Here is a 21,404-nt window from a genome sequence, read left to right as displayed (position 1 = left end):
CCATGGCAGTCGAAACCTTCAGCTGGTGCCCAAAGGTTGCCTCTCAGGTTGATACAAGTTTCCGTACCAGAAAGGCGCAGTTTGGCGATGGCTATGCGCAGGTGGCCGGAGACGGTATCAACCCTGTAACACCTCAATGGAGCGTGAGCTTTACCGGCGACGAGGCTTACATTCAGGCCATTAAAAACTTTCTGAACAGGCATGCCGGGTGGAAGTCATTTATCTGGAAACCTCCGCTTGAGCCCTCAGGCTTATGGCGCGCGGAATCCTTCCAGATATCTACCCACGGCAACAAGAAATATACCCTCAGCAGTACATTCATACAGGCATACCATCCATGAGCATTTCATCTGATGTCCAGAAACTGGAACCGGGTAAGCGCGTCCGCCTGATTGAGGTTGACGGTTCAGCTTTCGGTGCCGGTATTCTTCGCTTTCACAACGAGACAATCCCGCACACCGAGGCGGAAATCATCGCCGCAGGTGGCGACGAGTCAAAACTTGAGCCGAAGTCGGTGTGGTGGCAGGGGCAGGAGTATGGCGCGTGGCCGTATGAACTGACCGGCATATCTGTCAGCAGTGACGGCCAGAGCTCACGGCCGTCACTCACTGTTGCAAACATCAGCGGTACGATTGGCTCGCTGTGCCGAAGATTTCAGGGGATGGCTAAAGCTAAGGTGATCATCCATGACACTTTCGCACACTATCTGGACGCCAGAAACTTCCCTGATGTGAACCCGACTGCGAATCCCAACGAGGAGCGCAAACAGGTTTATTACATCGACCGTAAATCAGGATCAGACGATGAAACCGTAGAGTTTGAGCTTTCCAGTCCAGCCGATCTGCGCGGGCAACTCATTCCGACCCGGCAAATTCAGCCAATGTGCACGTGGTGCATGCGGGGCTGGTACAAAACCGGGAATGGCTGCACCTACGCCGGGCAAAACGGCTGGTTCGATAAAGACGGCAACCGGGTGGATGATCCTTCACAGGATGTTTGCTCCGGACTGCTGTCAACGGGCTGTAAACCTCGCTTCGGAGAGAATGAACAGCTGGATTATGGCGGGTTCCCAGGCGCTTCACTTCTGAGAGGATAATCATGCGCGACAAAACAGTTAGCGCCATTCTGGCCCATGCCGCCGCATCCTTCCCCGAGGAGTGCTGTGGCGTGGTTATTCAGAAGGGGCGGGTGGAGAAGTACATCCCCTGCAAAAATAATGCTGAGTCGCCGACTGAGCAATTCGAACTCAATCCTGAGGATTATGCGGCCGCCGAAGAGCAGGGCACTGTGGTGGCGATCGTCCACAGCCATCCCGGCGACGGGGCAACAACTCAGCCGAGCGAGCTCGACATGCTGATGTGTGATGCCACGGAACTGCCCTGGATTATTGCATCGTGGCCGGAGGGCGACATTCGCACCGTCATGCCTCGTGGAGACCGACCCCTCACAGGGCGCCAGTTTGTACTCGGATATGCTGACTGCTGGTCTCTCATCATGGACTATTTCCGCATCGAACACGGCATTGAACTGCCCAACTACAGCGTAGATCGCCACTGGTGGGAGCAGGGTGAAAATCTCTATATGGATAACTGGCAGGAATGCGGTTTCCGTGAGTACGACGGTCCCGCTCAGACCGGTGACATGGTTATCATGCAGGTACAGTCCACCGTCCCGAACCATGCCGGGATTTTGCTTGATGGCAACATGCTACTGCATCACATGTATGGCCAGCTAAGCCAGCGTATTCCCTACGGTGGCTATTACCGTGACCGTACCATCAAAATTCTGCGTTATAAGGATTTGATGTAATGGAAAGAAAAACCGTTATCAAACTCAGCGGCTCAATGGCTCAGCGATTTGGCAGGACCCACCGCCGCGCGTTAACGTCTGCCAGTGAGGTATTCAGGGCGCTATCTAACACAATTGATGGATTTGATGCCTACCTGCGTGAGACCAGAGCGAAGGGGCTGGACTTTGTCATCTTCCGAAACCAAATAAACATAGGAAAGGAAGAGTTTGATCTTCTTGGACCTGGCGATGAACTTCGCATTATCCCTGTAATACGCGGCAGTAAAAGGGCTGGCCTCTTTCAAATTGTTACTGCCGCCGCAATTGCGGCTTTTACCTGGTGGAACCCAATAGGATGGGCAGCAGGTACACAAATGGCGCTATATGCCGCAGCTGGTTCTATGGCTGTGGGTGGTGTAGTGCAAATGCTTTCCCCTCAGGTTGCTGGTCTGAGGATGCGACAGGACCCAGATAATAAGCCTTCCTATGCGTTTGGCGGACCCGTCAATACTACGGCATCCGGTAACCCCGTTCCTTTGCTTTACGGACAGAGGGAAATAGGCGGTGCGATTATCTCAGCCGGGATTTATGCAGAAGATCAGCAATAAACCAAACTACCCATTTCAAGCCACCTGACGGTGGCTTCTTTTATGGACGCGATATGACAACGACGATCATCAAAGGCCGCGGTAAAGGTGGCAGCAACCAGACCCGAACGCCCGTTGAAGCGCCGGACAGCATTCAGTCCATTGCAAGGGCAAAGGTGCTGATTGCGCTTGGAGAGGGTGAGTTCGCTGGCGGGCTTGATGGTAAAAACATTTTTCTTGGTGACTCATCTTCCTACACGCCTCTTCAGAACGCCGACGGAAGTTATAACTTCAATAATGTGAAATATGAGTTCCGTTCCGGTACTCAGGACCAGGACTACATTCAGGGCTTCCCCGGCATTGAAAACGAACTTCAGGTTTCATACGAGCTGAAACAGGCTGTGCCGTACGTGCGCGCGGTATCCAACACGCAGCTCTCTGCGCTGCGAATTCGCCTGGGATGGCCAACTCTTTTACTCCAGAAAAACAACGGTGATAAAGTCGGCACCCGCGTCGAGTATGCTATCGATCTGTCGGTCGATGGCGGGCCGTATGAAACGGTGGTTAACGGTGCTGTTGATGACAAAACCACGTCGCTTTATGAGCGCAGTCACCGCGTCAATCTTCCGAAAGCCTCGACTGGATGGCAGTTGCGGGTTCGCAGAATCACGCCGGATTCCACGAGCGTGAATATCGTCGACACCATGCGCGTTGTGGCCGTTACTGAAATTATTGACGCCAAACTTCGCTACGTTAACACAGCGCTGCTGTATGTGGAGTTTGACGCAAAGCAGTTCCCCAATGGAATTCCTCAGGTTGTGTGCAATCCGAAAGGGCGAATCATCCGTGTACCTGATACTTATGATCCCGAAACCCGCACTTACTCTGGTACATGGGAGGGCGTATTTAAATGGGCATGGACGGATAATCCTGCCTGGATTTATTACGACATCATTCTGAACGAGCGCTTCGGGCTGGGTCAAAGAATTGATACGACTCAGATAGACAAATGGGAGCTTTATCGTATCGCCCAGTATTGCGATCAGCAGGTACCAGATGGCAAGGGCGGAAGTGGGACGGAGCCTCGTTTTCGTTGCAACGTTTATATTCAGGACCGTAATGACGCCTGGACTGTACTTCGTGATCTGGCGGGTATATTTCGCGGCATGACGTACTGGGGCGACAATAAGATGTATGTCCTGGCTGATATGCCACGGGATGTGTGGCACATCTATAACCACGCCAGCGTTGTTGAAGGAAAATTTACCTTTGCGGACCCGAGTGAAACCACCCGAAACACTGCCGCGCTGGTGAACTGGTCAGACCCTGCCAACCACTATAAAGACACGCCTGAGCCTGTTTACGATAACGATCTGGCCATGCGCTTCGATTATCGTCAGCTCGAAATGACTGCGATCGGCTGCACCAGGCAGTCAGAGGCAAACCGGCGGGGGCGCTGGGCGCTGCTCACTAACGGTATCGGCGAGGTGGTGACCTTCAGCACGGGCATGGACGTTCCACCTGTCGGGGAGGTGATCGGCGTGGCAGCTAACGAGCTGGCCGGAAGAACTATCGGTGGCAGGGTGAGTGCGGTTAACGGCCGCAACATAACCCTCGATCGCGCCGCTGATGTGAAGGCCGGGAACCGGCTGTTTTTGAATCTTCCATCAGGCACAGCTCAGGCCAGAACCGTCCAGGCCGTTAACGGAAACACAGTCACTGTCACCACACCCTACAGCGAAACGCCGGAGGCTGAATGTAACTGGGGTGTGGACTCTGACGATCTGTTTATAGCGCTTTTCCGTGTTACGGGAACGCGGGACAACAACGACGGCACTTTCGAGGTCACCGGGACGACTTACAACCCTGATATCTATTCCGCTGTTGATACCGGCGCAAGACTGGACGAGCGGCCAGTCAGTGTCATTCCACCGGGGGTTCAGGCTCCCCCAGGAAATATTGTCGTAGACAGTTACTCTACGGTTAACCAGAACATTGCGATTACCACTATGCGCGTTGCCTGGGATTCTGTTCAGGGTGCAGTTGCGTACGAGGCGGAATGGCGGCGTGACAGCGGCAACTGGATTAGTGTGCCCCGAACGTCTTCTCTCGGCTTTGAAGTGCAGGGTATCTACTCGGGTCGCTATCTGGTCCGTGTCAGGGCGGTGAACGCCAGCGACGTTTCATCAGTATGGGAGACATCATCAGAAGTAAATCTTACGGGTAAAGTGGGCAATCCGCCGAAACCGGTCGGCTTCATCGCTTCTGATAATGTGGTTTTCGGTATCGAGCTTAGCTGGGGATTCCCGGCGAACACCGACGACACGCTGAAGACGGAAATTCAGTACAGCCTGACGGGTACTGAGGACGATGCGATGCTGCTGGCAGACGTACCCTATCCGCAGCGCAAGTATCAGCAGATGGGCCTTAAGGCCGGTCAGGAATTCTGGTACCGCGCACAGCTGGTTGACCGAACCGGTAACGAGTCCGGTTATACCGGCTGGGTTCGTGGACAGGCCAGCATCGATGTTTCCGACATCACCGATGTGATCCTGGAGGAGATTAAAGATTCGGAGGTGTTTAAGGACCTGATTGAAAGTGCCGTAGAAAGTAGCGAGAAACTGGCCGAACTTTCTGACGCGATTAAGGAGAACGCCGATGGTCTGGCTGCAGCAGTAGGTTCGAATAAGCAGACAGCAGAAGCAATCATTGGCAACGCCCTGGCTATTGCTGATGTTGTTGTGCGCCAGACAGCCCAGCAGGGCGCTAACTCTGCGACATTCGAACAGCTCCGGGAGGTGATCGCTACTGAGACGGAAGCACGCGTCACGGATGTTACTCGTCTTGAGGCAAAAACATCGCAGAACGAAGCGGGTATTACTGAAGTTCGCCAGGCTTTAGCAACGGAAACTGAAGCGCGCGCTTCTGCTGTAAGCCAGTTGACTGCAGCCACACAGGCCGCCTCTGATAAAGCTGATTCGGCTGCTGCAGTCGGTGCGCAGAATACGGCTTCAATCACCAACCTTAGCCAGGTTGTCACAGACCTCGATTCCTCAATGGCATCACGCCTGGAAGAGCTGGGTGCACAAACTGATAAGGCCAGCGGCGGTATTCAGAACAATGCTATCGCGCTCATCACCAGCACGCTCGCGCAGGTTAACCAGCGTAACCTTCTTAGCGTGCAATATGGCGATAACAAAGCCGGTATTGAGCGAGTCGATAATGTAATGGCCGATGCCAGTAAGGCTGTTGCTGAGTCGTTGCGCACCCTGGACTCCACTGCCGGTGGAAACACCGCGAATGTCACTGACCTGTCAAAGACGCTTGCTGACTTCACACAGGCGTCCGCTACTCAGATCAATTCGCTGAAGGTTACCGTGAATGGCCAGCAGGCCGCTATTGTCCAGAATGCTCAGGTATCAGCAGACATCAACAATAACCTGAATGCGATGTACAGCATTAAGGTGGCTGTTGATGCTAACGGTCGTCAGTATGCTGCTGGCATGGGTATTGGTGTTCAGAACACTCCATCCGGAATGCAGTCGCAGGTGTTGTTCCTGGCTGACCGATTTGCGGTGATGTCTCAGGCTGGAGGGGCCGTGACACTGCCGTTCGTTATCCAGAATGGGCAGACCATTATCAGGGATAGCGTTATCGGCGACGGAACCATCAGTAATGGCAAAATTGGCAACTACATCCAGTCCGCGACATGGGACGGAACCGGAAACGTCGGCTGGCACATCAACAAATCGGGTTATGCCGTTTTCAATAACGTTACTGTGCGTGGAGCGGTTTACGCCCAAAATGGTCAGTTCGGATTCACCAACTCAACAGGAGGAGTCACGATCAATAACAACGGTGTCACTGTCAATTTGTCGAATGGTGGGCGCATTGTTCTGGGAGAATTTTGATGGCCAGGGGACTCTATATCGATTTGAATGACGGGCGTCCGGCAATGACCATCACTGCCGGAATGAAATGTCCGTCGTATGGTGGGGAGGCTGTGGAGGCATGGGGCCAGCAGACCATGACTGTTCAGGGCTATGTTGCCGGAGCGACCCCTTTTTTCATTCCATCAAACTCGGTTGTGAATGTGACTCGCTCGCCGAATCTGATAACAACGATTATGGTTCTCGATGGGATAACCAATAACGGAAACGGAACCCTGACCCAGAGTGTCTGGTCATCAGATGGCTGGGGGAAAGATAAAACATTTCCCGGCACAGTCTGGCAGATTTTACCCGCTGGGCAGAGTGGAAACCGTGGTTTGCTTATTGAGGATTCGACAGACTTTATTGCGATCACTGATGTCAGTCGTGTTGCTTCCTGTGTTTTCAGTGGAACGGTCAATGTAAATGGTACTTACACGCTTCCGGCCAAAGGGCTCGTTTTTGCCCGCTGGAATGACAGCGCAGCTACGCTTGAATGTGATGGTAATAATATTTACTCCCGTCAGGATTACACGGGCTATGACGATATCGCCCGTTCTGTGAATGTCGATATTGCGATTTTTGCGGTTCAGGCCCCTGTACCCGGAAGAGGATTAAATTTCATCAACGCTGCTGGCCAGTGCACTTTCTCTACCACCCGCCGTCCATTTATATTCCGAAATCAGTTTTATTCACCGGGCAATAGCTGGGTCGATATTGGCAACAGCATGATTGCGCTTGGCTGCTATGGTTTCAACTCTTCAACAGCCAGCGGGTGGTGCAACATGCGATCCAAGGGACTGGTGATGAGCGGGAACTCGGTAAAATGTGGGAATGGCCGTGTCCGTTCCCGATGGACCGACAAGTATTCTGTGACTGGCGAGAGATATACCGGAATGAGTATTCCCATCATCCCCGCAATGTATTGACACAACCCCACTAACGAGCCCCGCCATGGCGGGGTTTTTTATTACCTGGAGAAAATATGATTTATACCACTGGCACTATTGCCATCAGCGGAAATACCCTAACAGGTACGGGAACAAACTTTACTGCAGTTGGCTCGTTAATTCGTAACGGTTGTACTGTCATCGCACTGACTAGCCCTCCGCAGGTATTCCAGATCACCTCCATCGGCGGGGCAACCAGTCTCACCGTGACACCAGCAGCAAATCCTGCAATCCCTGCGGGAACAAAGTATTCGATTTTGCTGAGCGACAGCCTGAGCGTGGATGGACTGGCGCAGGACATTGCTGAAACGTTCACGATGTACCAGCGTTATATGAGCGGTTTTGCTGATGTGATGAACGGCACCACAGACGTCACCATCACGATTAACGGCGTGGCTGTCACGGTGCCGGGTCAGAAATCACTGGCCAGGAAAGGGGCAAACAGTGACATTACCAGCCTTTCCGGGCTGACTACAGCGCTATCTGTAGCACAGGGCGGTACCGGTTCGACAACTGCATCAGGCGCTCGCACAAACCTCGGTTTGGGAGATCTGGCAACTGAAAACAGTAGCGGTATCAGAAAGCAACTTTTCAAAGTTGACCCACAACTCGGAAGCACGGTTGAACTTAATGTGTTTAACCCTGGCGCTGGTGTGAAGAATGGCTCCGGACTGATGTTCAGGCGTCCCGCATCAGATGGTTATGTCATCATGCAGTACAACACCTCAGGCGATTATGAGGTCAGTAACGTACTCATGGGTATCGATACTGCGTCACGTAACGTTTCATGGGATTTCCAGTTATCAGGTAATGCCGTTGCGAATGCCGGTTCATGGCTGAGCAATTCCGATAAAGACATCAAGACTAATATAAAGGTCATAGAAAACCCGCTTGAGAAAATGCGCATGATGCACGGATATACCTGGGACCGCCTTGATGATGCGCCGGCGGGTCAGGGATTTATTGCGCAGGAACTTATGGAAGTCATACCCACGGCAGTATTTGAGGGCGGACGTACTGAGCTTAAAGACGGAACGGTAGTTGAGAAAACCTTATCGGTCGATGTTACCGGCGCTTCAGCAGCGCTTCACCATGAAGCTATTCTGGCTTTAATGGATCAAATTGAAGATTTAAAGAAACAGGTCGAAGCGTTGCAGTCTGGAAGTTGAGTAAGCCGCCTCCCATCGTATGCAAGAATGGGCGGCGGCTGGTTGCTCAGTGTTCATGCCCGAGCAAACTCCGGGAATATTACCCGAACAATATCTACAGGCCAACCTGGCGAACAGTCGGGAACTCTGAGACCAGCCACATATCGGACTCTTCAAACATTTCCTCCAGCATGCGGTTCAGTTTTTCCCGATCGCTTTTGCTGGCATCGCTATTCAAGCCGTTTGCCTGCATCGGCTTCACCTTCACTTCGGCATCAGGAAAAATCTGGTGCACCCGCTTCGTCAGCTCGGCCAGTATGATCTCTCTGGCCCCTTCGAGCCCCTCAACATTACGCTTGTCATAAACCAGCTCTACAAACATACGTGCTCCGCTAATTACTGTGTGAATATACAGTATTTTTGCTTTGGCGGTTTTGTCTGTCAAGGCATGAACCACTTGTTTTTAAATTTTGGGGAACAAACTGCTGGCGTGTTTATTGTCGATTTGCCCTACAGGGCTGATGTGGCCTGGCGCTGACTATAATTATGCGTGGGGCATGGATGGGGCAAAAGTGGTCTGTGAAGTTCGTTAAAGTTCGTTAATCAAGCTTTATCTCGATCTCGCTCATCCCTTGTTTAAAGCGCTCCTGGACGATCTTTATCGATTTTAAAAACTATGAGTTCATATTATACAAATGTAGCAAAAAAGGGTGTTGACCCTGAAAAGATGAACATTCTGCATAGCGCGTTTTGCGCAACAGGAATATATTGAAACGTTACTCGACAAACGATGCATAAGGTTTTCTATGACACAACAGCCACAAGCCAAATACCGCCACGACTACCGTGCGCCGGATTATCTGATTAGCGAAATCGATCTGACTTTTGACCTGGATGCCACTAAAACCGTTGTCACGGCGGTGAGTCAGGTGACGCGCCACAGCGCAACTGCTGTGCCGCTGCGTCTGGATGGCGAAGACCTGACGCTGGTCTCCCTGCATATTAATGATGAAGCCTGGTCAGACTATAAAGAAGAAAACAACCAGCTGGTCATCGACAACCTGCCGGAACAGTTTACGCTGCGCATCGTGAATGAAATCAGCCCGGCCGCCAACACCGCGCTGGAAGGGCTTTACCAGTCAGGCGTGGCGCTGTGTACCCAGTGTGAAGCGGAAGGGTTCCGCCACATTACCTGGTATCTCGACCGCCCGGACGTCCTCGCGCGCTTCACCACCAAAATCATCGCCGATAAAACCCTGTATCCCTTCCTGCTCTCCAACGGCAACCGCGTAGGCGAAGGCGAGCTGGAGAATGGCCGTCACTGGGTTCAGTGGCAGGATCCGTTCCCGAAACCGTGTTACCTGTTTGCGCTGGTGGCGGGGGACTTCGACGTGCTGCGCGACACCTTCAAAACGCGCTCAGGCCGCGAAGTGGCGCTGGAGCTGTTTGTTGACCGTGGTAACCTGGACCGCGCGCCGTGGGCGATGACCTCGCTCATCAACTCCATGAAGTGGGACGAAGAGCGCTTTGGCCTCGAATATGACCTCGACATCTATATGATCGTTGCCGTTGATTTCTTCAACATGGGCGCAATGGAGAACAAAGGCCTGAACGTCTTTAACTCCAAATACGTGCTGGCGCGCACCGATACCGCCACCGATAAAGATTATCTCGATATCGAACGCGTCATCGGCCACGAATATTTCCACAACTGGACCGGTAACCGCGTCACCTGCCGCGACTGGTTCCAGCTGAGCCTGAAAGAGGGCCTGACCGTCTTCCGTGACCAGGAGTTCAGCTCCGATCTGGGTTCACGCGCGGTGAACCGCATCAATAACGTGCGTACCATGCGCGGCCTGCAGTTTGCGGAAGATGCCAGCCCAATGGCGCACCCGATCCGTCCGGATAAAGTCATCGAAATGAACAACTTCTACACCCTGACGGTGTATGAGAAAGGCGCTGAAATTATCCGCATGATCCACACCCTGCTGGGTGAAGAGAACTTCCAGAAAGGGATGCAGCTCTACTTCGAGCGTCATGACGGCAGCGCGGCCACCTGCGACGATTTTGTGCAGGCAATGGAAGATGCTTCTAATGTCGATCTTTCCCACTTCCGCCGCTGGTACAGCCAGGCCGGTACGCCAGTTGTTACCGTCAAAGACGACTACAATCCGGAAACCGAGCAGTACACGCTGACCATCAGCCAGCGCACGCCGCCGACGGCAGAGCAGGAAGAGAAATACCCGCTGCATATTCCGTTCAGCATTGAGCTGTACGATAACGAGGGCAAAGTCATTCCATTGCAGAAGGGCGGCCACCCGGTACACCACGTGCTGAACGTGACCCAAGCCGAGCAGACCTTTATCTTCGATAACGTCTACTTCCAGCCGGTGCCTGCGCTGCTGTGTGAATTCTCCGCGCCGGTGAAGCTGGAGTACAAGTGGAGCGATCAGCAGCTGACGTTCCTGATGCGTCACGCCCGCAACGACTTCTCCCGCTGGGATGCGGCGCAAAGCCTGCTGGCGACCTACATCAAGATCAACGTAAACCGTCACCAGCAGGGTCAGCCGCTGTCGCTGCCTGTTCACGTGGCTGACGCGTTCCGCGCGATCCTGCTGGATGAGAAGATTGACCCGGCGCTGGCCGCTGAAATTCTGACCCTGCCGTCAGCAACGGAAATCGCGGAGTTGTTCGAGATTATCGATCCGATCGCGATCGTGGCGGTGCGTGAAGCGCTGACCCGTACGCTGGCTGCTGAACTGGCTGACGAGTTCCTTGCCATTTATAACGCCAACAAGCTTGACGCTTATCGCGTTGAGCACGCGGACATTGGTAAACGTTCTCTGCGTAACACCTGCCTGCGCTATCTGGCGTTTGGTGAAACCGAGCTGGCGAACACCCTGGTGAGCAAGCAGTATCACGAAGCGGATAACATGACCGACGCGCTGGCCGCGCTGGGCGCAAGCGTTGCCGCCGAACTGCCGTGCCGCGATGCGCTGATGCAGGAGTATGACGACAAGTGGCATCAGGATGGTCTGGTAATGGATAAGTGGTTCATCCTGCAGGCGACCAGCCCGGCGGCCGATGCGCTCAGCAAGGTGCGCAGCCTGCTGAAGCATCGTTCCTTTACCCTGAGCAACCCAAACCGCGTGCGCTCGCTGATTGGCGCGTTTGCCAGCAGCAACCCCGCCGCGTTCCACGCCGAAGACGGCAGCGGTTATCAGTTCATGGTGGAAATGCTGACCGAGCTGAACAGCCGTAACCCGCAGGTGGCGTCGCGCCTGATAGAGCCGCTAATCCGCCTGAAACGCTACGATGAGAAGCGTCAGGCGAAGATGCGTGCCGCGCTCGAGCAGCTGAAAGGGCTGGAAAACCTGTCTGGCGATCTGTACGAGAAGATTGCTAAAGCGTTAGCGTAATAAAAGTTTACCCTCCCTCTCCCTGTGGGAGAGGGCCGGGGGTGAGGGCATCAGGCATTAGCCTTAGCTCGCTGTAACTCCGTGCCCCCGCGTTTCATCACCCGATCCAGCACTTCTGCCTCCAGCTCCGCCAGTCTTGCCGAACCCACGCGACGAGGCCGCGGAAGATCCACCGTCAGATCCAAACCGATTTTCCCTTCCTCTATTAACAGCACCCGGTCGGCCATTGCAACGGCTTCGCTCACGTCATGCGTCACCAGCAGTACCGTAAAGCCGTGCGTCTGCCAGAGGGAACCAATCAAATCCTGCATTTCGATTCGCGTCAGGGCGTCTAGCGCGCCCAGTGGTTCATCGAGCAAGAGCAGGCCCGGACGGTGAATCAACGCCCGCGCCAGCGCCACGCGCTGCTTCTGCCCACCCGAAAGGGCAGCAGGCCATTCATCGGCGCGATTTTCCAGCCCAACGGCAGCCAGCGCCTGGCGGGCTTCATCCCGCCAGTTACCCTTAAGACCGAGCCCGACATTGTCGATAACCGATTTCCACGGCAGCAGGCGTGCATCCTGGAACATCATGCGGGTATCGTCCTGAATATTCGAAAGCGGCGTCGTTCCTGCCAGAATGTCGCCGCCGTTGGGGGCTTCCAGTCCGGCCAGCAGCCGTAGCAGCGTACTCTTGCCGCCGCCGCTGCGCCCGACTACGGCCACAAACTGTCCGGCGGGAATATGCAGATCCAGCCCGTTAAGAATGGTGTTATCGCCGTAGCGTTTGGTGACACCGTTCAGCAGTAACGGGGTCCCCTGATTCAGTCGTGCAGTATTCATGCTTTCGCCTCCTGAAGGGTATAGGCCGGATTCCAGCGCAGCCAGCTGCGCTCCAGCCACTGGGCGCTGACGTCAGCGAGTTTGCCGAGCAGGGCATAAAGGATAATGGCAACTACCACCACGTCCGTTTGCAGGAATTCGCGGGCGTTCATTGCCAGATAACCAATCCCGGAGTTAGCTGAGATGGTTTCCGCCACAATCAGCGTCAGCCACATCAGGCCGAGCGCGAAACGCACCCCGACCATAATGGAGGGCAGGGCGCCCGGCAGAATCACATGAACAAAGAGGGAAAAACCCGATAAGCCGTAGCTGCGCGCCATCTCCACCAGACCACGATCGATATTGCGGATGCCGTGCCAGGTGTTGATGTAAATCGGGAACAGCGTGCCCAGCGCCACGAGGAAGATCTTGGCGCTCTCATCAATCCCAAACCACAGAATGACCAGCGGGATCAGCGCCAGATGCGGCACGTTGCGCAGCATCTGGATGGAGGTATCCAGCAGCCGCTCGCCCCAGCGTGAAAGGCCGCTCAGCAGACCCAGAACCAGCCCGATACTGCCGCCGATGGAAAACCCGATCGCGGCGCGCCAGGAGCTGATCGCCAGATGCTGCCACAGCTCTCCGCTGACGCTCAGCGACCAGAACGCTTCTACAACGCCCTCCGGAGAGGGCAGAATGCGGCTCGACAGCCAGCCGGTGGACGATGCGAGCTGCCAGAGCGCCACGATGCCGACGGGTAAAAACCACGGCGCGGCACGCAGCAGCCATTTTTGTGAGGTGGCAGACATGGTCCCTCCTTAGCTCTGTGCGGCTTTGCGTGGAATAAATTCGTTTGCCACGGCTTCGCCCTGCAGCTGGAGCTGCTGCGGCTGCGGAACCTCCGGAATGGCGACATCAAGATGCGGGAACAACAGCTCGCCGACCTTGTACGCCTCTTCCAGGTGCGGATAACCGGAGAGAATAAAGCTGTCGATACCCAGTTCGGCGTATTCATTGATGCGCGCGGCCACGGTCGGGCCGTCGCCGACCAGCGCCGTACCCGCACCGCCGCGCACCAGACCGACGCCCGCCCACAGGTTCGGGCTGATCTCCAGATTCTCGCGCTTGCCGTTGTGCAGGGACGCCATCCGGTGCTGCCCGACGGAGTCGGTTTTGGCAAACGCGGCCTGCGCTTTGGCGATGGTCTCATCGTCCAGATGAGAAATCAGACGGTCCGCCGCCCGCCAGGCCTCATCATTGGTTTCACGCACAATCACGTGCAGGCGAATACCGAAGCGCACCTTGCGGCCATGGGCGGCCGCTTTCGCGCGAACCTGAGCGATTTTTTCTTTCACCAGCTCAGGCGGTTCGCCCCAGGTCAGATAGAAGTCGACCTGCTCCGCCGCCAGATCTTGGGCTACATCCGACGACCCGCCAAAATAGAGCGGCGGGCGCGGCTGCTGCACCGGCGGGAAGTAGAGCTTCGCGTCGCGAACGTGAATATGCTTACCTTCAAAGGTGACGGTTTCCCCTTCCAGCAGGCGTCGCCAGACGCGGGTGAACTCGGCGGAGGCCTCATAGCGTTCGGTATGGTCGAGGAACACGCCGTCGCCCGCCAGCTCCTGTGGATCGCTGCCCGTCACCAGGTTAAACAGGGCGCGGCCGTTGGACAGCCTGTCCAGCGTGGCCGCCTGACGTGCCGCCACGGTAGGGGAGACGACGCTCGGGCGTAACGCGACAAGGAACTTCAGACGCTGGGTGACCGGGATCATCGACGCGGCGACCAGCCAGGCATCTTCACATGATCGTCCGGTCGGGATCAGCACCCCGGTGAAACCGATTCGGTCCGCCGCCTGTGCAATCTGCTGCAGGTAGCCATGGTCAACCGGGCGTGAACCCTCTTCTGTACCAAGATAGTGTCCATCACCGTGGGTGGGTAAAAACCAGAAAAGATTCAGACTCATGATTTAGCTCCTTCTTTGCCTGCGGGTTGCCAGATGCGTTCGCGAATAGTGACCTGTTTTGGAACCAGGCGGTTTTGATAGAAGAGGTCAGCCGTTTGTTGCTGAAGTGCGGCGACGTGTGCGTCCACCGGCGTAATGGTGGTCGGCGGACGGTGGTTGAGATAGCTCGCGATCACCGGCTCAGGTAAGCCCATGGTTTTCGCCAGCAGGGCAATGCTCTCCTGACGCTGGCTCTGAGTCAGGGCATCGGCCTGGGTAAAGGTATCCAGCACGCCCTGAATAAATGCGCCGTTCTTTTCCGCATAAGGGCGCGCGGCCAGATAGAACGAGCCGGTCTGCTTCAGCGTGGTACCGTCTTTCAGCACGCGAACGCCACCCTGCAGCAATGCGGCGGAGTAGTACGGGTCCCAGATGGCCCAGGCATCAACGTTCTTCTGCTGAAACGCTGCGCGCGCGTCGGCAGGTGTCAGGTAAACGGGCTGAATGTCGGTGAACTTAAGCCCGGCCTCTTGCAGAGCTCGCAGCAAAAGGTTGTGTGAGCTGGATCCCTTCTGGAAAGCGACCTTATGACCTTTAAGATCGGCGACGCTTTTAATGTCGCTGTTTTCAGGCACCAGAATGACTTCGGCCTTAGGCTTTGGCGGCTCAACGCCAACGTAGAGGAGGTCCGCTCCCGCGGCCTGGGCGAATATAGGTGGGATATCGCCCGTGCTGCCGAGATCGATACTGCCCACGTTCAGGGCCTCCAGCATCTGCGGGCCGGCCGGGAACTCCACCCAGGAGAATTTGGTGTCCGGGAAGCGTTTTTCCAGAAGCTGGTGGCTTTTTGCCAGCACCATGCTGACGCTGCCTTTCTGATACCCGATGCGTAAACTTTCCGGAGCCGTTTCTGCGGCATGGGCCAGCGGGGTAAGCGCCATCAAACCGGCCAGTCCGATGCGGGTTAACGTTTTAAACATGTGCGACTCCTTGAGGCTGACCAAACGCCGGGGCCTGGATATCTCTTCGGTGAAGGGCATGCCAGAACGTTTCCAGAGCGTTATCGAGGCGTGTTTGCAGGTTAGGCGTAAAGTGGGGTTTGTGTTGATAGTCGATGACCTGCGAGTCATCGGCGAAAACGCCGTGGAGGATCTCCTGCGCTTTCAACGCGTTCAGCACCGGCTTCAGGGCATAATCCACGGCCAGTAAATGGGCAACCGTACCGCCCGTTGCCAGCGGCAGCACCACCTTGCCGTCCAGCGCGCGTTCCGGAAGCAGATCGAGCAGGGTTTTCAGGGCCCCGGAAAAGGAGGCCTTATAGATGGGCGTTGCGACGATCAGGCCGTCCGCGCCGTTAAGTTGCTCAATGAGGGTTTTCAGCGCGGGGCTGTCGAAACGGGCGTAGAGCAAATCTTCAGGTTCGAAGTTATGCAGGTTCCAGTGGCACACTTCCACATCCAGAGCATTCAGTTTTTCACGGGCATATTCCAGCAGGGCGCTGGAGCGCGAAGGGAATCGTGGACTTCCGGCCAGGGTAATGACGCGCATACTACCTCCTTATAACTAATTGTTTGCTTTTATCTAACATTCATAACAATTTTAAGGAGTGTGACACCGCGCGTTTATTCCACTAAATGATTTATCTGCAATTAAAATGCGAAAAAGTGCATAAGAAATGGACGGGGAGGTAAACGATTGCGTTTTACGCGGTTTTTTTTGCCGCAGGTCAATTCCCTTTCGCGATGGGATCGCCCATAATCCCCTCCCGGTTTGCACACCGGGAATCCAGGAGAGTTCATGTACTACCCCTTCGTTCGTAAAGCCCTTTTCCAGCTCGACCCTGAGCGCGCTCATGAATTTACATTCCAGCAATTACGTCGTATTACCGGCACGCCTCTGGCCGCGCTGGTGCGCCAGCATGTGCCGGTAAAACCTGTGCAGTGCATGGGGCTGACTTTTAAAAATCCGCTGGGTCTGGCGGCCGGTCTGGACAAAAATGGCGAGTGCATTGATGCCCTGGGCGCGATGGGCTTTGGCTCCATTGAAATCGGTACCGTCACCCCGCGCCCGCAGCCGGGAAATGACAAACCGCGCCTGTTCCGACTGGTGGAAGCCGAAGGGCTGATCAACCGCATGGGCTTCAACAACCACGGTGTTGATCACCTGGTCGAGAACGTAAAAAAAGCCCACTTTGACGGAATACTGGGCATCAATATCGGCAAAAATAAAGACACGCCGGTCGAGCAGGGTAAAGATGACTATCTGATTTGTATGGAAAAAGTCTACGCCTATGCCGGTTATATTGCGGTGAATATTTCGTCACCCAATACCCCGGGCCTGCGATCCTTACAATATGGTGAAGCGCTGGACGATCTTCTGAGTGCCATTAAAAATAAGCAAAATGAACTCCAGGCGATCCACCACAAATATGTTCCGGTCGCGGTTAAGATCGCCCCGGATCTTTCTGCCGAAGAATTGATCCAGGTTGCCGACAGTTTGGTTCGCCATAATATTGATGGTGTAATTGCGACCAATACCACGCTCGATCGTTCCCTCGTGCAGGGAATGAAAAACTGTGACGAAGCGGGTGGGTTAAGTGGCCGTCCGGTGCAATTAAAAAGCACCGAAATTATTCGTGCCCTGTCTGCGGAATTAAATGGCCGCCTGCCGATTATTGGCGTCGGCGGCATTGACTCCGTGATTGCTGCGCGTGAGAAGATGGCGGCGGGTGCGTCACTGGTGCAAATCTATTCCGGCTTTATTTTTAAAGGACCGCCGCTGATTAAAGAAATCGTTACGCATATCTAATCTTTTCTCGTAATCAGACAACCGGGGCTTTATTTCCAGCCCTGGTTGTTTTATATTCCGTCACTGTTGCTTATTTAGACATTATAGTCTTTTATTAATGATGTTATAAACGAAGCGGCAAACAGGACATTTTTAGTACAGGACGTTTCGGGGACGGGAGAGAAACATGCGAATTAAACCTGACGATAACTGGCGCTGGTATTTTTGCGACGAGCATGACCGAATGATGCTCGACTTAGCCAATGGCATGTTGTTTCGCTCTCGTTTTGCCCGCCGAATGTTAACCCCGGACGCCTTTTCCCCGTCAGGCTTTTGCGTTGATGACGCTGCGCTGTATTTCTCCTTTGAGGAAAAATGTCGCGATCTGGTGCTCTCGAAAGAGCAGCGTGCCGAGCTGGTATTAAATGCGCTGGTGGCTATCCGTTTCCTGAAACCGCAAATGCCAAAGAGCTGGCATTTCCTGCCGCACGGCATGAACTGGACCCCGGCAACGGGGGATGCGGCCAGCGTCAACCTGAGCGATACCGCAGAAGAGGTGAGCCTGCTGGTGGTGGAGCCAGGCGAAAATGCCGCGCTCTGCCTGCTGGCCCAGCCTGGCGTGACGATTGCCGGGCGGACGATGCAGCTCGGGGATGCCATTAAGGTCATGAACGACAGGCTGAAGCCCCAGCTTCGCGTGGATGCCTTCAGCCTCGAGCAGGCGGTTTAAGCTTCCAGCTGTACGGACGTTTTCGGGACGCAGCTACAGCACAGAATTGTGCCGTCATTTCCAATTGCCGATTTTTTCAACGCACTCACTTCGCCATCCACCAGCCTGATGCGGCAGCATCCGCAAATTCCCGCGCGACAGGAATAGGGGATGCGGATCCCAGCTTGTTCCAGCTGCTCAAGCAATACCTGCTGGTTATTACCCCGGATCACGTTGCCCTGCCAGTGAATATCTACCGCAGAGGCGACGTTCGTCTCAACGTCGACAAACTCCTCCTCCTGACCCGAGCCGTACACTCTCGCTGGCCCACGAGCAAGAATTTCGACCTCATCGCCGACGCGGATCGCGCCGCTGGAGCGTGGGATCAGATTCTGGCCGAAATCGACATCGCCATTATCCTGCGCGGTGCGGAATGATTGCAGGGTTTTCAACGGTTCGCCGGAAGGATGCTTCTGGCCTTTCTCCGGGCTCACCGTGGTGAAAATGCAGCGGCTGCAGGGCTTCACCACGTCAAAAATGACGCTGCCAATGCGGATCACTTTCCAGGTATCTTCGTCCCAGGCCTCGGCACCCGTCACCACCAGGTTCGGACGGAACTGCTCTATTTGAACGCTGGCTTTGCAGCGGCCTTGTAAATCACGCAGCGAGGCTTCGTTCGTCAGCAGGAACGGGAAGCCATCGGCGAAGGAGAGGGGAACGGCGTCGTGTCGCTTCACGCGACGCGTCAGTTCAGGCCCAACCCACCGCAGCTGCACGTCGCGGGAGAAGAAGCCGCTTAACCAGCGGTTAATTTCATCCGGGGCGATGCGCGCGGTAAAGTGGTTCCCCCACACTTCCGTTGGCGCATCGACGGGCGCAAAATCAGCAAAGCGAATCACCGCGCTGGAACCGTCCGGCGCGGTAAGGTGCAAACCGTCGTGAAGCGGGGAAGGGGTAAAGCGAACCATCTGAGGGAACTGGCGTGCGGTAATAAACGTACCGTCAGGCTCGGTGACCATAAAAATTCGATCGAAGGCGAATCCGCTCATGTCGGCCAGCGCGTGAGAGACGCCGATGCCGCGCATGGATTTCACCGGATGAATAAAAAGCCTGGATAACGTCGCCACTGCACACTCCCTCGAATGAAAATAAGCCTTCAACTTTATGACATACACGCCATATTAGCTATAATGCGCGACAATTTTCTAAGAGTAAAAGTGACGATATGAATTCTCTGTTTGCCAGTACGGCCCGTGGGCTGGAAGAGCTGTTAAAAACTGAACTGGAAAGCCTGGGCGCACAAGAGTGTCAGGTGGTTCAGGGTGGTGTCCATTTTGAGGGCGACACGCGGCTTATTTACCAGAGCCTGATGTGGAGCCGCCTGGCGTCGCGCATCATGCTGCCGATGAAGGAGTGCAAGGTTTATAGCGACCTTGACCTCTACACCGGCGTACAGATGATCGACTGGACAGAGATCTTCACCCCGAATGCCACCTTTGCGGTGCATTTCAACGGCGTGAACGACGAGATCCGCAACAGCCAGTACGGTGCCCTGCGCGTAAAAGACGCCATTGTGGACTGCTTTACGCGTAAAAATAAGGAACGTCCAAACGTCGATCGTGAAAACCCGGATCTGCGTATTAACGTCTGGCTGAACGGCGACACGGCGAGTATCTCTCTCGATCTGAGCGGCGCGGGCCTGCACCTGCGCGGCTACCGCGATCGTACCGGCATGGCACCCATCAAAGAGACCCTGGCGGCCGCCATTGTGACGCGCTCCGGCTGGCAGCCGGGCACGCCGCTGCTCGACCCGATGTGTGGTTCCGGTACCCTGCTGATTGAAGCGGCCATGCTGGCCACCGACCGCGCCCCGGGACTGCACCGCGGCCAGTGGGGCTTCAAAGGCTGGGCGCAGCACGATGAAGCGCTCTGGAAAGAGGTCAAAGACGACGCGCAGACCCGCGCACGTAAGGGGCTGGCGGAATATACCTCTCATTTCTACGGCTCCGATAGCGACCCTCGCGTCATTGAGCGCGCGCGCAGCAACGCCCGCCGTGCCGGTATCGGCGAGCTGGTCACCTTCGAAGTAAAAGACGTGGCAAACCTGACCAACCCGCTGCCAAAAGGCCCGTACGGTACCGTTATCAGCAACCCGCCATACGGCGAGCGTCTGGACAGCGAGCCTGCGCTGATTGCTCTGCACAGCCTGCTGGGCCGCAACATGAAAGACTATTTCGGCGGGTGGAATCTTTCTCTGTTTAGCGCCTCACCGGAACTGTTGAGCTGCCTGCAGCTGCGTGCCGATCGCCAGTTTAAGGCGAAAAACGGCCCGCTGGACTGCGTGCAGAAAAACTACCATCTGGCGGAGAAAGCGGCCGACAGCAAGCCGTCCGGCGTGGCGGAAGATTACGCTAACCGTCTGCGCAAGAACCTGAAGAAATTTGAGAAGTGGGCGAAGCAGGAGGGCATTGAATGCTACCGCCTGTATGATGCCGACCTGCCGGACTACAACGTGGCGGTTGACCGCTACGCGGACTGGGTGGTGATTCAGGAATATGCGCCGCCGAAAACCATTGATGCGCAAAAAGCGCGTCAGCGCATGCTGGACGTTATTGCCGCCACCATCGCCGTGCTGGGTATTGCGCCAAACAAGCTGGTGCTGAAAACCCGTGAACGTCAGAAAGGCAAAAATCAGTACCAGAAAATGGGCGAGAAGGGCGACTTTATCGAAGTGGGCGAATATAACGCCCGCTTGTGGGTCAACCTGACCGACTATCTGGATACCGGCCTGTTCCTCGACCACCGTATCGCCCGTCGCATGCTGGGCCAGATGAGCAAGGGCAAGGACTTCCTGAATCTCTTCTCCTATACCGGCAGCGCCAGCGTGCATGCCGGTCTGGGCGGCGCGCGCAGCACCACCACGGTGGATATGTCCCGCACCTATCTGGAGTGGGCGGAGCGCAACCTGCGTCTTAACGGCTTAACCGGGCGTCAGCATCGCCTGATGCAGGCTGACGTGCTGGGCTGGCTGCGCGACACCGACGAGCAGTTCGACCTGATCTTTATCGATCCGCCGACCTTCTCCAACTCCAAGCGTATGGAAGATAGCTTTGACGTTCAACGCGATCACCTGCGCCTGATGACCGACCTGAAGCGCCTGCTGCGTAAAGGCGGCACCATTATGTTCTCGAACAACAAACGCGGCTTCCGTATGGATCATGACGGCTTAGCAGCCCTGGGACTGAAAGCACAAGAAATCAGCCAAAAAACGCTGTCTCAGGACTTTGCCCGTAACCGTCAAATCCATAACTGCTGGTTGATTACCGCGGTCTGAAAGGAAAAAT

Annotated in this window: 18 protein-coding genes; 11 read left to right on the top strand and 7 right to left on the bottom strand. The window is 55.3% G+C overall.

Annotated elements, in window-relative coordinates; genetic code table 11:
• Nucleotides 1-2 precede the first annotated feature (2 nt).
• From LLF79_RS07325 to LLF79_RS07295, 7 genes are read left to right on the top strand one after another with little or no spacing between them, the layout of a single operon-like run.
• The gene (locus tag LLF79_RS07325; protein ID WP_058680182.1) at nucleotides 3-341 is read left to right on the top strand and encodes a phage tail protein; all 339 of its coding nucleotides are present in this window, start codon (nucleotides 3-5) and stop codon (nucleotides 339-341) included.
• Nucleotides 338-1,096 (top strand): phage minor tail protein L, encoded by a 759-nt coding sequence (locus LLF79_RS07320; RefSeq protein ID WP_227879322.1) that lies wholly within the window; start codon nucleotides 338-340, stop codon nucleotides 1,094-1,096. The genes LLF79_RS07325 and LLF79_RS07320 overlap by 4 nt, the downstream gene beginning before the upstream one ends.
• Nucleotides 1,097-1,098: 2 nt before the next feature.
• Nucleotides 1,099-1,809 (top strand): C40 family peptidase, encoded by a 711-nt coding sequence (locus LLF79_RS07315; RefSeq protein WP_058691910.1) that lies wholly within the window; start codon nucleotides 1,099-1,101, stop codon nucleotides 1,807-1,809.
• On the top strand, nucleotides 1,809-2,396 hold the full coding sequence (locus tag LLF79_RS07310) for a tail assembly protein (RefSeq protein WP_001549121.1): 588 nt from the start codon (nucleotides 1,809-1,811) through the stop codon (nucleotides 2,394-2,396). Before LLF79_RS07315 ends, LLF79_RS07310 begins: the two co-directional genes overlap by 1 nt.
• A 53-nt stretch (nucleotides 2,397-2,449) precedes the next feature.
• Complete coding sequence (locus LLF79_RS07305; RefSeq protein ID WP_227879321.1) at nucleotides 2,450-6,286, top strand: phage tail protein; 3,837 nt, start codon at nucleotides 2,450-2,452, stop codon at nucleotides 6,284-6,286.
• The gene (locus tag LLF79_RS07300; protein ID WP_054829852.1) at nucleotides 6,286-7,233 is read left to right on the top strand and encodes a DUF6453 family protein; all 948 of its coding nucleotides are present in this window, start codon (nucleotides 6,286-6,288) and stop codon (nucleotides 7,231-7,233) included. The genes LLF79_RS07305 and LLF79_RS07300 overlap by 1 nt, the downstream gene beginning before the upstream one ends.
• A gap of 56 nt (nucleotides 7,234-7,289) precedes the next feature.
• Nucleotides 7,290-8,423, top strand: coding sequence for a tail fiber domain-containing protein (locus LLF79_RS07295; protein WP_227879320.1), 1,134 nt, complete (start codon nucleotides 7,290-7,292; stop codon nucleotides 8,421-8,423).
• A 94-nt stretch (nucleotides 8,424-8,517) separates the two neighbouring features.
• Here LLF79_RS07295 and LLF79_RS07290 read toward each other — a convergent pair whose 3' ends face one another.
• On the bottom strand, nucleotides 8,518-8,784 hold the full coding sequence (locus LLF79_RS07290; protein WP_023292714.1) for a DinI family protein: 267 nt from the start codon (nucleotides 8,782-8,784) through the stop codon (nucleotides 8,518-8,520).
• A gap of 424 nt (nucleotides 8,785-9,208) precedes the next feature.
• Here LLF79_RS07290 and pepN point away from each other — a divergent pair, with 424 nt between their 5' ends.
• Nucleotides 9,209-11,821 carry an aminopeptidase N gene (pepN, locus tag LLF79_RS07285; RefSeq protein ID WP_032651183.1) on the top strand — a complete coding sequence of 871 codons (2,613 nt, stop codon included), beginning with the start codon at nucleotides 9,209-9,211 and terminating at the stop codon, nucleotides 11,819-11,821.
• 50 nt (nucleotides 11,822-11,871) lie between these two features.
• Here pepN and ssuB read toward each other — a convergent pair whose 3' ends face one another.
• The 5 genes from ssuB to ssuE are packed head-to-tail and all read right to left on the bottom strand — an operon-like array spanning nucleotide 11,872 to nucleotide 16,112.
• Nucleotides 11,872-12,642, bottom strand: coding sequence for an aliphatic sulfonates ABC transporter ATP-binding protein (ssuB, locus tag LLF79_RS07280; RefSeq protein WP_008499944.1), 771 nt, complete (start codon nucleotides 12,640-12,642; stop codon nucleotides 11,872-11,874).
• Nucleotides 12,639-13,430, bottom strand: coding sequence for an aliphatic sulfonate ABC transporter permease SsuC (ssuC, locus tag LLF79_RS07275; RefSeq protein ID WP_032674474.1), 792 nt, complete (start codon nucleotides 13,428-13,430; stop codon nucleotides 12,639-12,641). The genes ssuB and ssuC overlap by 4 nt, the downstream gene beginning before the upstream one ends.
• Before the next feature lie 9 nt (nucleotides 13,431-13,439).
• Nucleotides 13,440-14,585 (bottom strand): FMNH2-dependent alkanesulfonate monooxygenase, encoded by a 1,146-nt coding sequence (gene ssuD, locus LLF79_RS07270; RefSeq protein ID WP_227879319.1) that lies wholly within the window; start codon nucleotides 14,583-14,585, stop codon nucleotides 13,440-13,442.
• Complete coding sequence (locus tag LLF79_RS07265) at nucleotides 14,582-15,544, bottom strand: sulfonate ABC transporter substrate-binding protein (protein WP_196095770.1); 963 nt, start codon at nucleotides 15,542-15,544, stop codon at nucleotides 14,582-14,584. Before LLF79_RS07265 ends, ssuD begins: the two co-directional genes overlap by 4 nt.
• On the bottom strand, nucleotides 15,537-16,112 hold the full coding sequence (gene ssuE / locus LLF79_RS07260) for an NADPH-dependent FMN reductase (protein WP_008499940.1): 576 nt from the start codon (nucleotides 16,110-16,112) through the stop codon (nucleotides 15,537-15,539). The genes LLF79_RS07265 and ssuE overlap by 8 nt, the downstream gene beginning before the upstream one ends.
• A 249-nt stretch (nucleotides 16,113-16,361) precedes the next feature.
• Between ssuE and pyrD the strand changes: the two genes are divergently transcribed.
• Both pyrD and zapC read left to right on the top strand, forming a co-directional pair.
• Nucleotides 16,362-17,372, top strand: coding sequence for a quinone-dependent dihydroorotate dehydrogenase (pyrD, locus tag LLF79_RS07255; protein WP_008499939.1), 1,011 nt, complete (start codon nucleotides 16,362-16,364; stop codon nucleotides 17,370-17,372).
• A gap of 166 nt (nucleotides 17,373-17,538) precedes the next feature.
• Nucleotides 17,539-18,081 carry a cell division protein ZapC gene (zapC, locus tag LLF79_RS07250; RefSeq protein ID WP_032651189.1) on the top strand — a complete coding sequence of 181 codons (543 nt, stop codon included), beginning with the start codon at nucleotides 17,539-17,541 and terminating at the stop codon, nucleotides 18,079-18,081.
• Here the strand turns inward: zapC and LLF79_RS07245 are convergent.
• Entirely contained in the window at nucleotides 18,078-19,187 is a 1,110-nt protein-coding gene (locus LLF79_RS07245; protein ID WP_227879318.1) for a YcbX family protein, read from the bottom strand. The genes zapC and LLF79_RS07245 overlap by 4 nt on opposite strands.
• Nucleotides 19,188-19,285: 98 nt before the next feature.
• Here LLF79_RS07245 and rlmKL point away from each other — a divergent pair, with 98 nt between their 5' ends.
• Nucleotides 19,286-21,394: a bifunctional 23S rRNA (guanine(2069)-N(7))-methyltransferase RlmK/23S rRNA (guanine(2445)-N(2))-methyltransferase RlmL gene (gene rlmKL / locus LLF79_RS07240; protein WP_227879317.1), complete on the top strand. Its 2,109-nt coding sequence runs from the start codon at nucleotides 19,286-19,288 to the stop codon at nucleotides 21,392-21,394.
• The last annotated feature ends 10 nt before the right edge of the window (nucleotides 21,395-21,404 follow it).

This window comes from Enterobacter cloacae complex sp. 2021EL-01169 (assembly GCF_020733125.1).
In the GTDB taxonomy this organism is placed as follows: Bacteria; Pseudomonadota; Gammaproteobacteria; order Enterobacterales; family Enterobacteriaceae; genus Enterobacter; species Enterobacter roggenkampii.
This window is presented reverse-complemented; position numbering and strand designations above follow the sequence as displayed.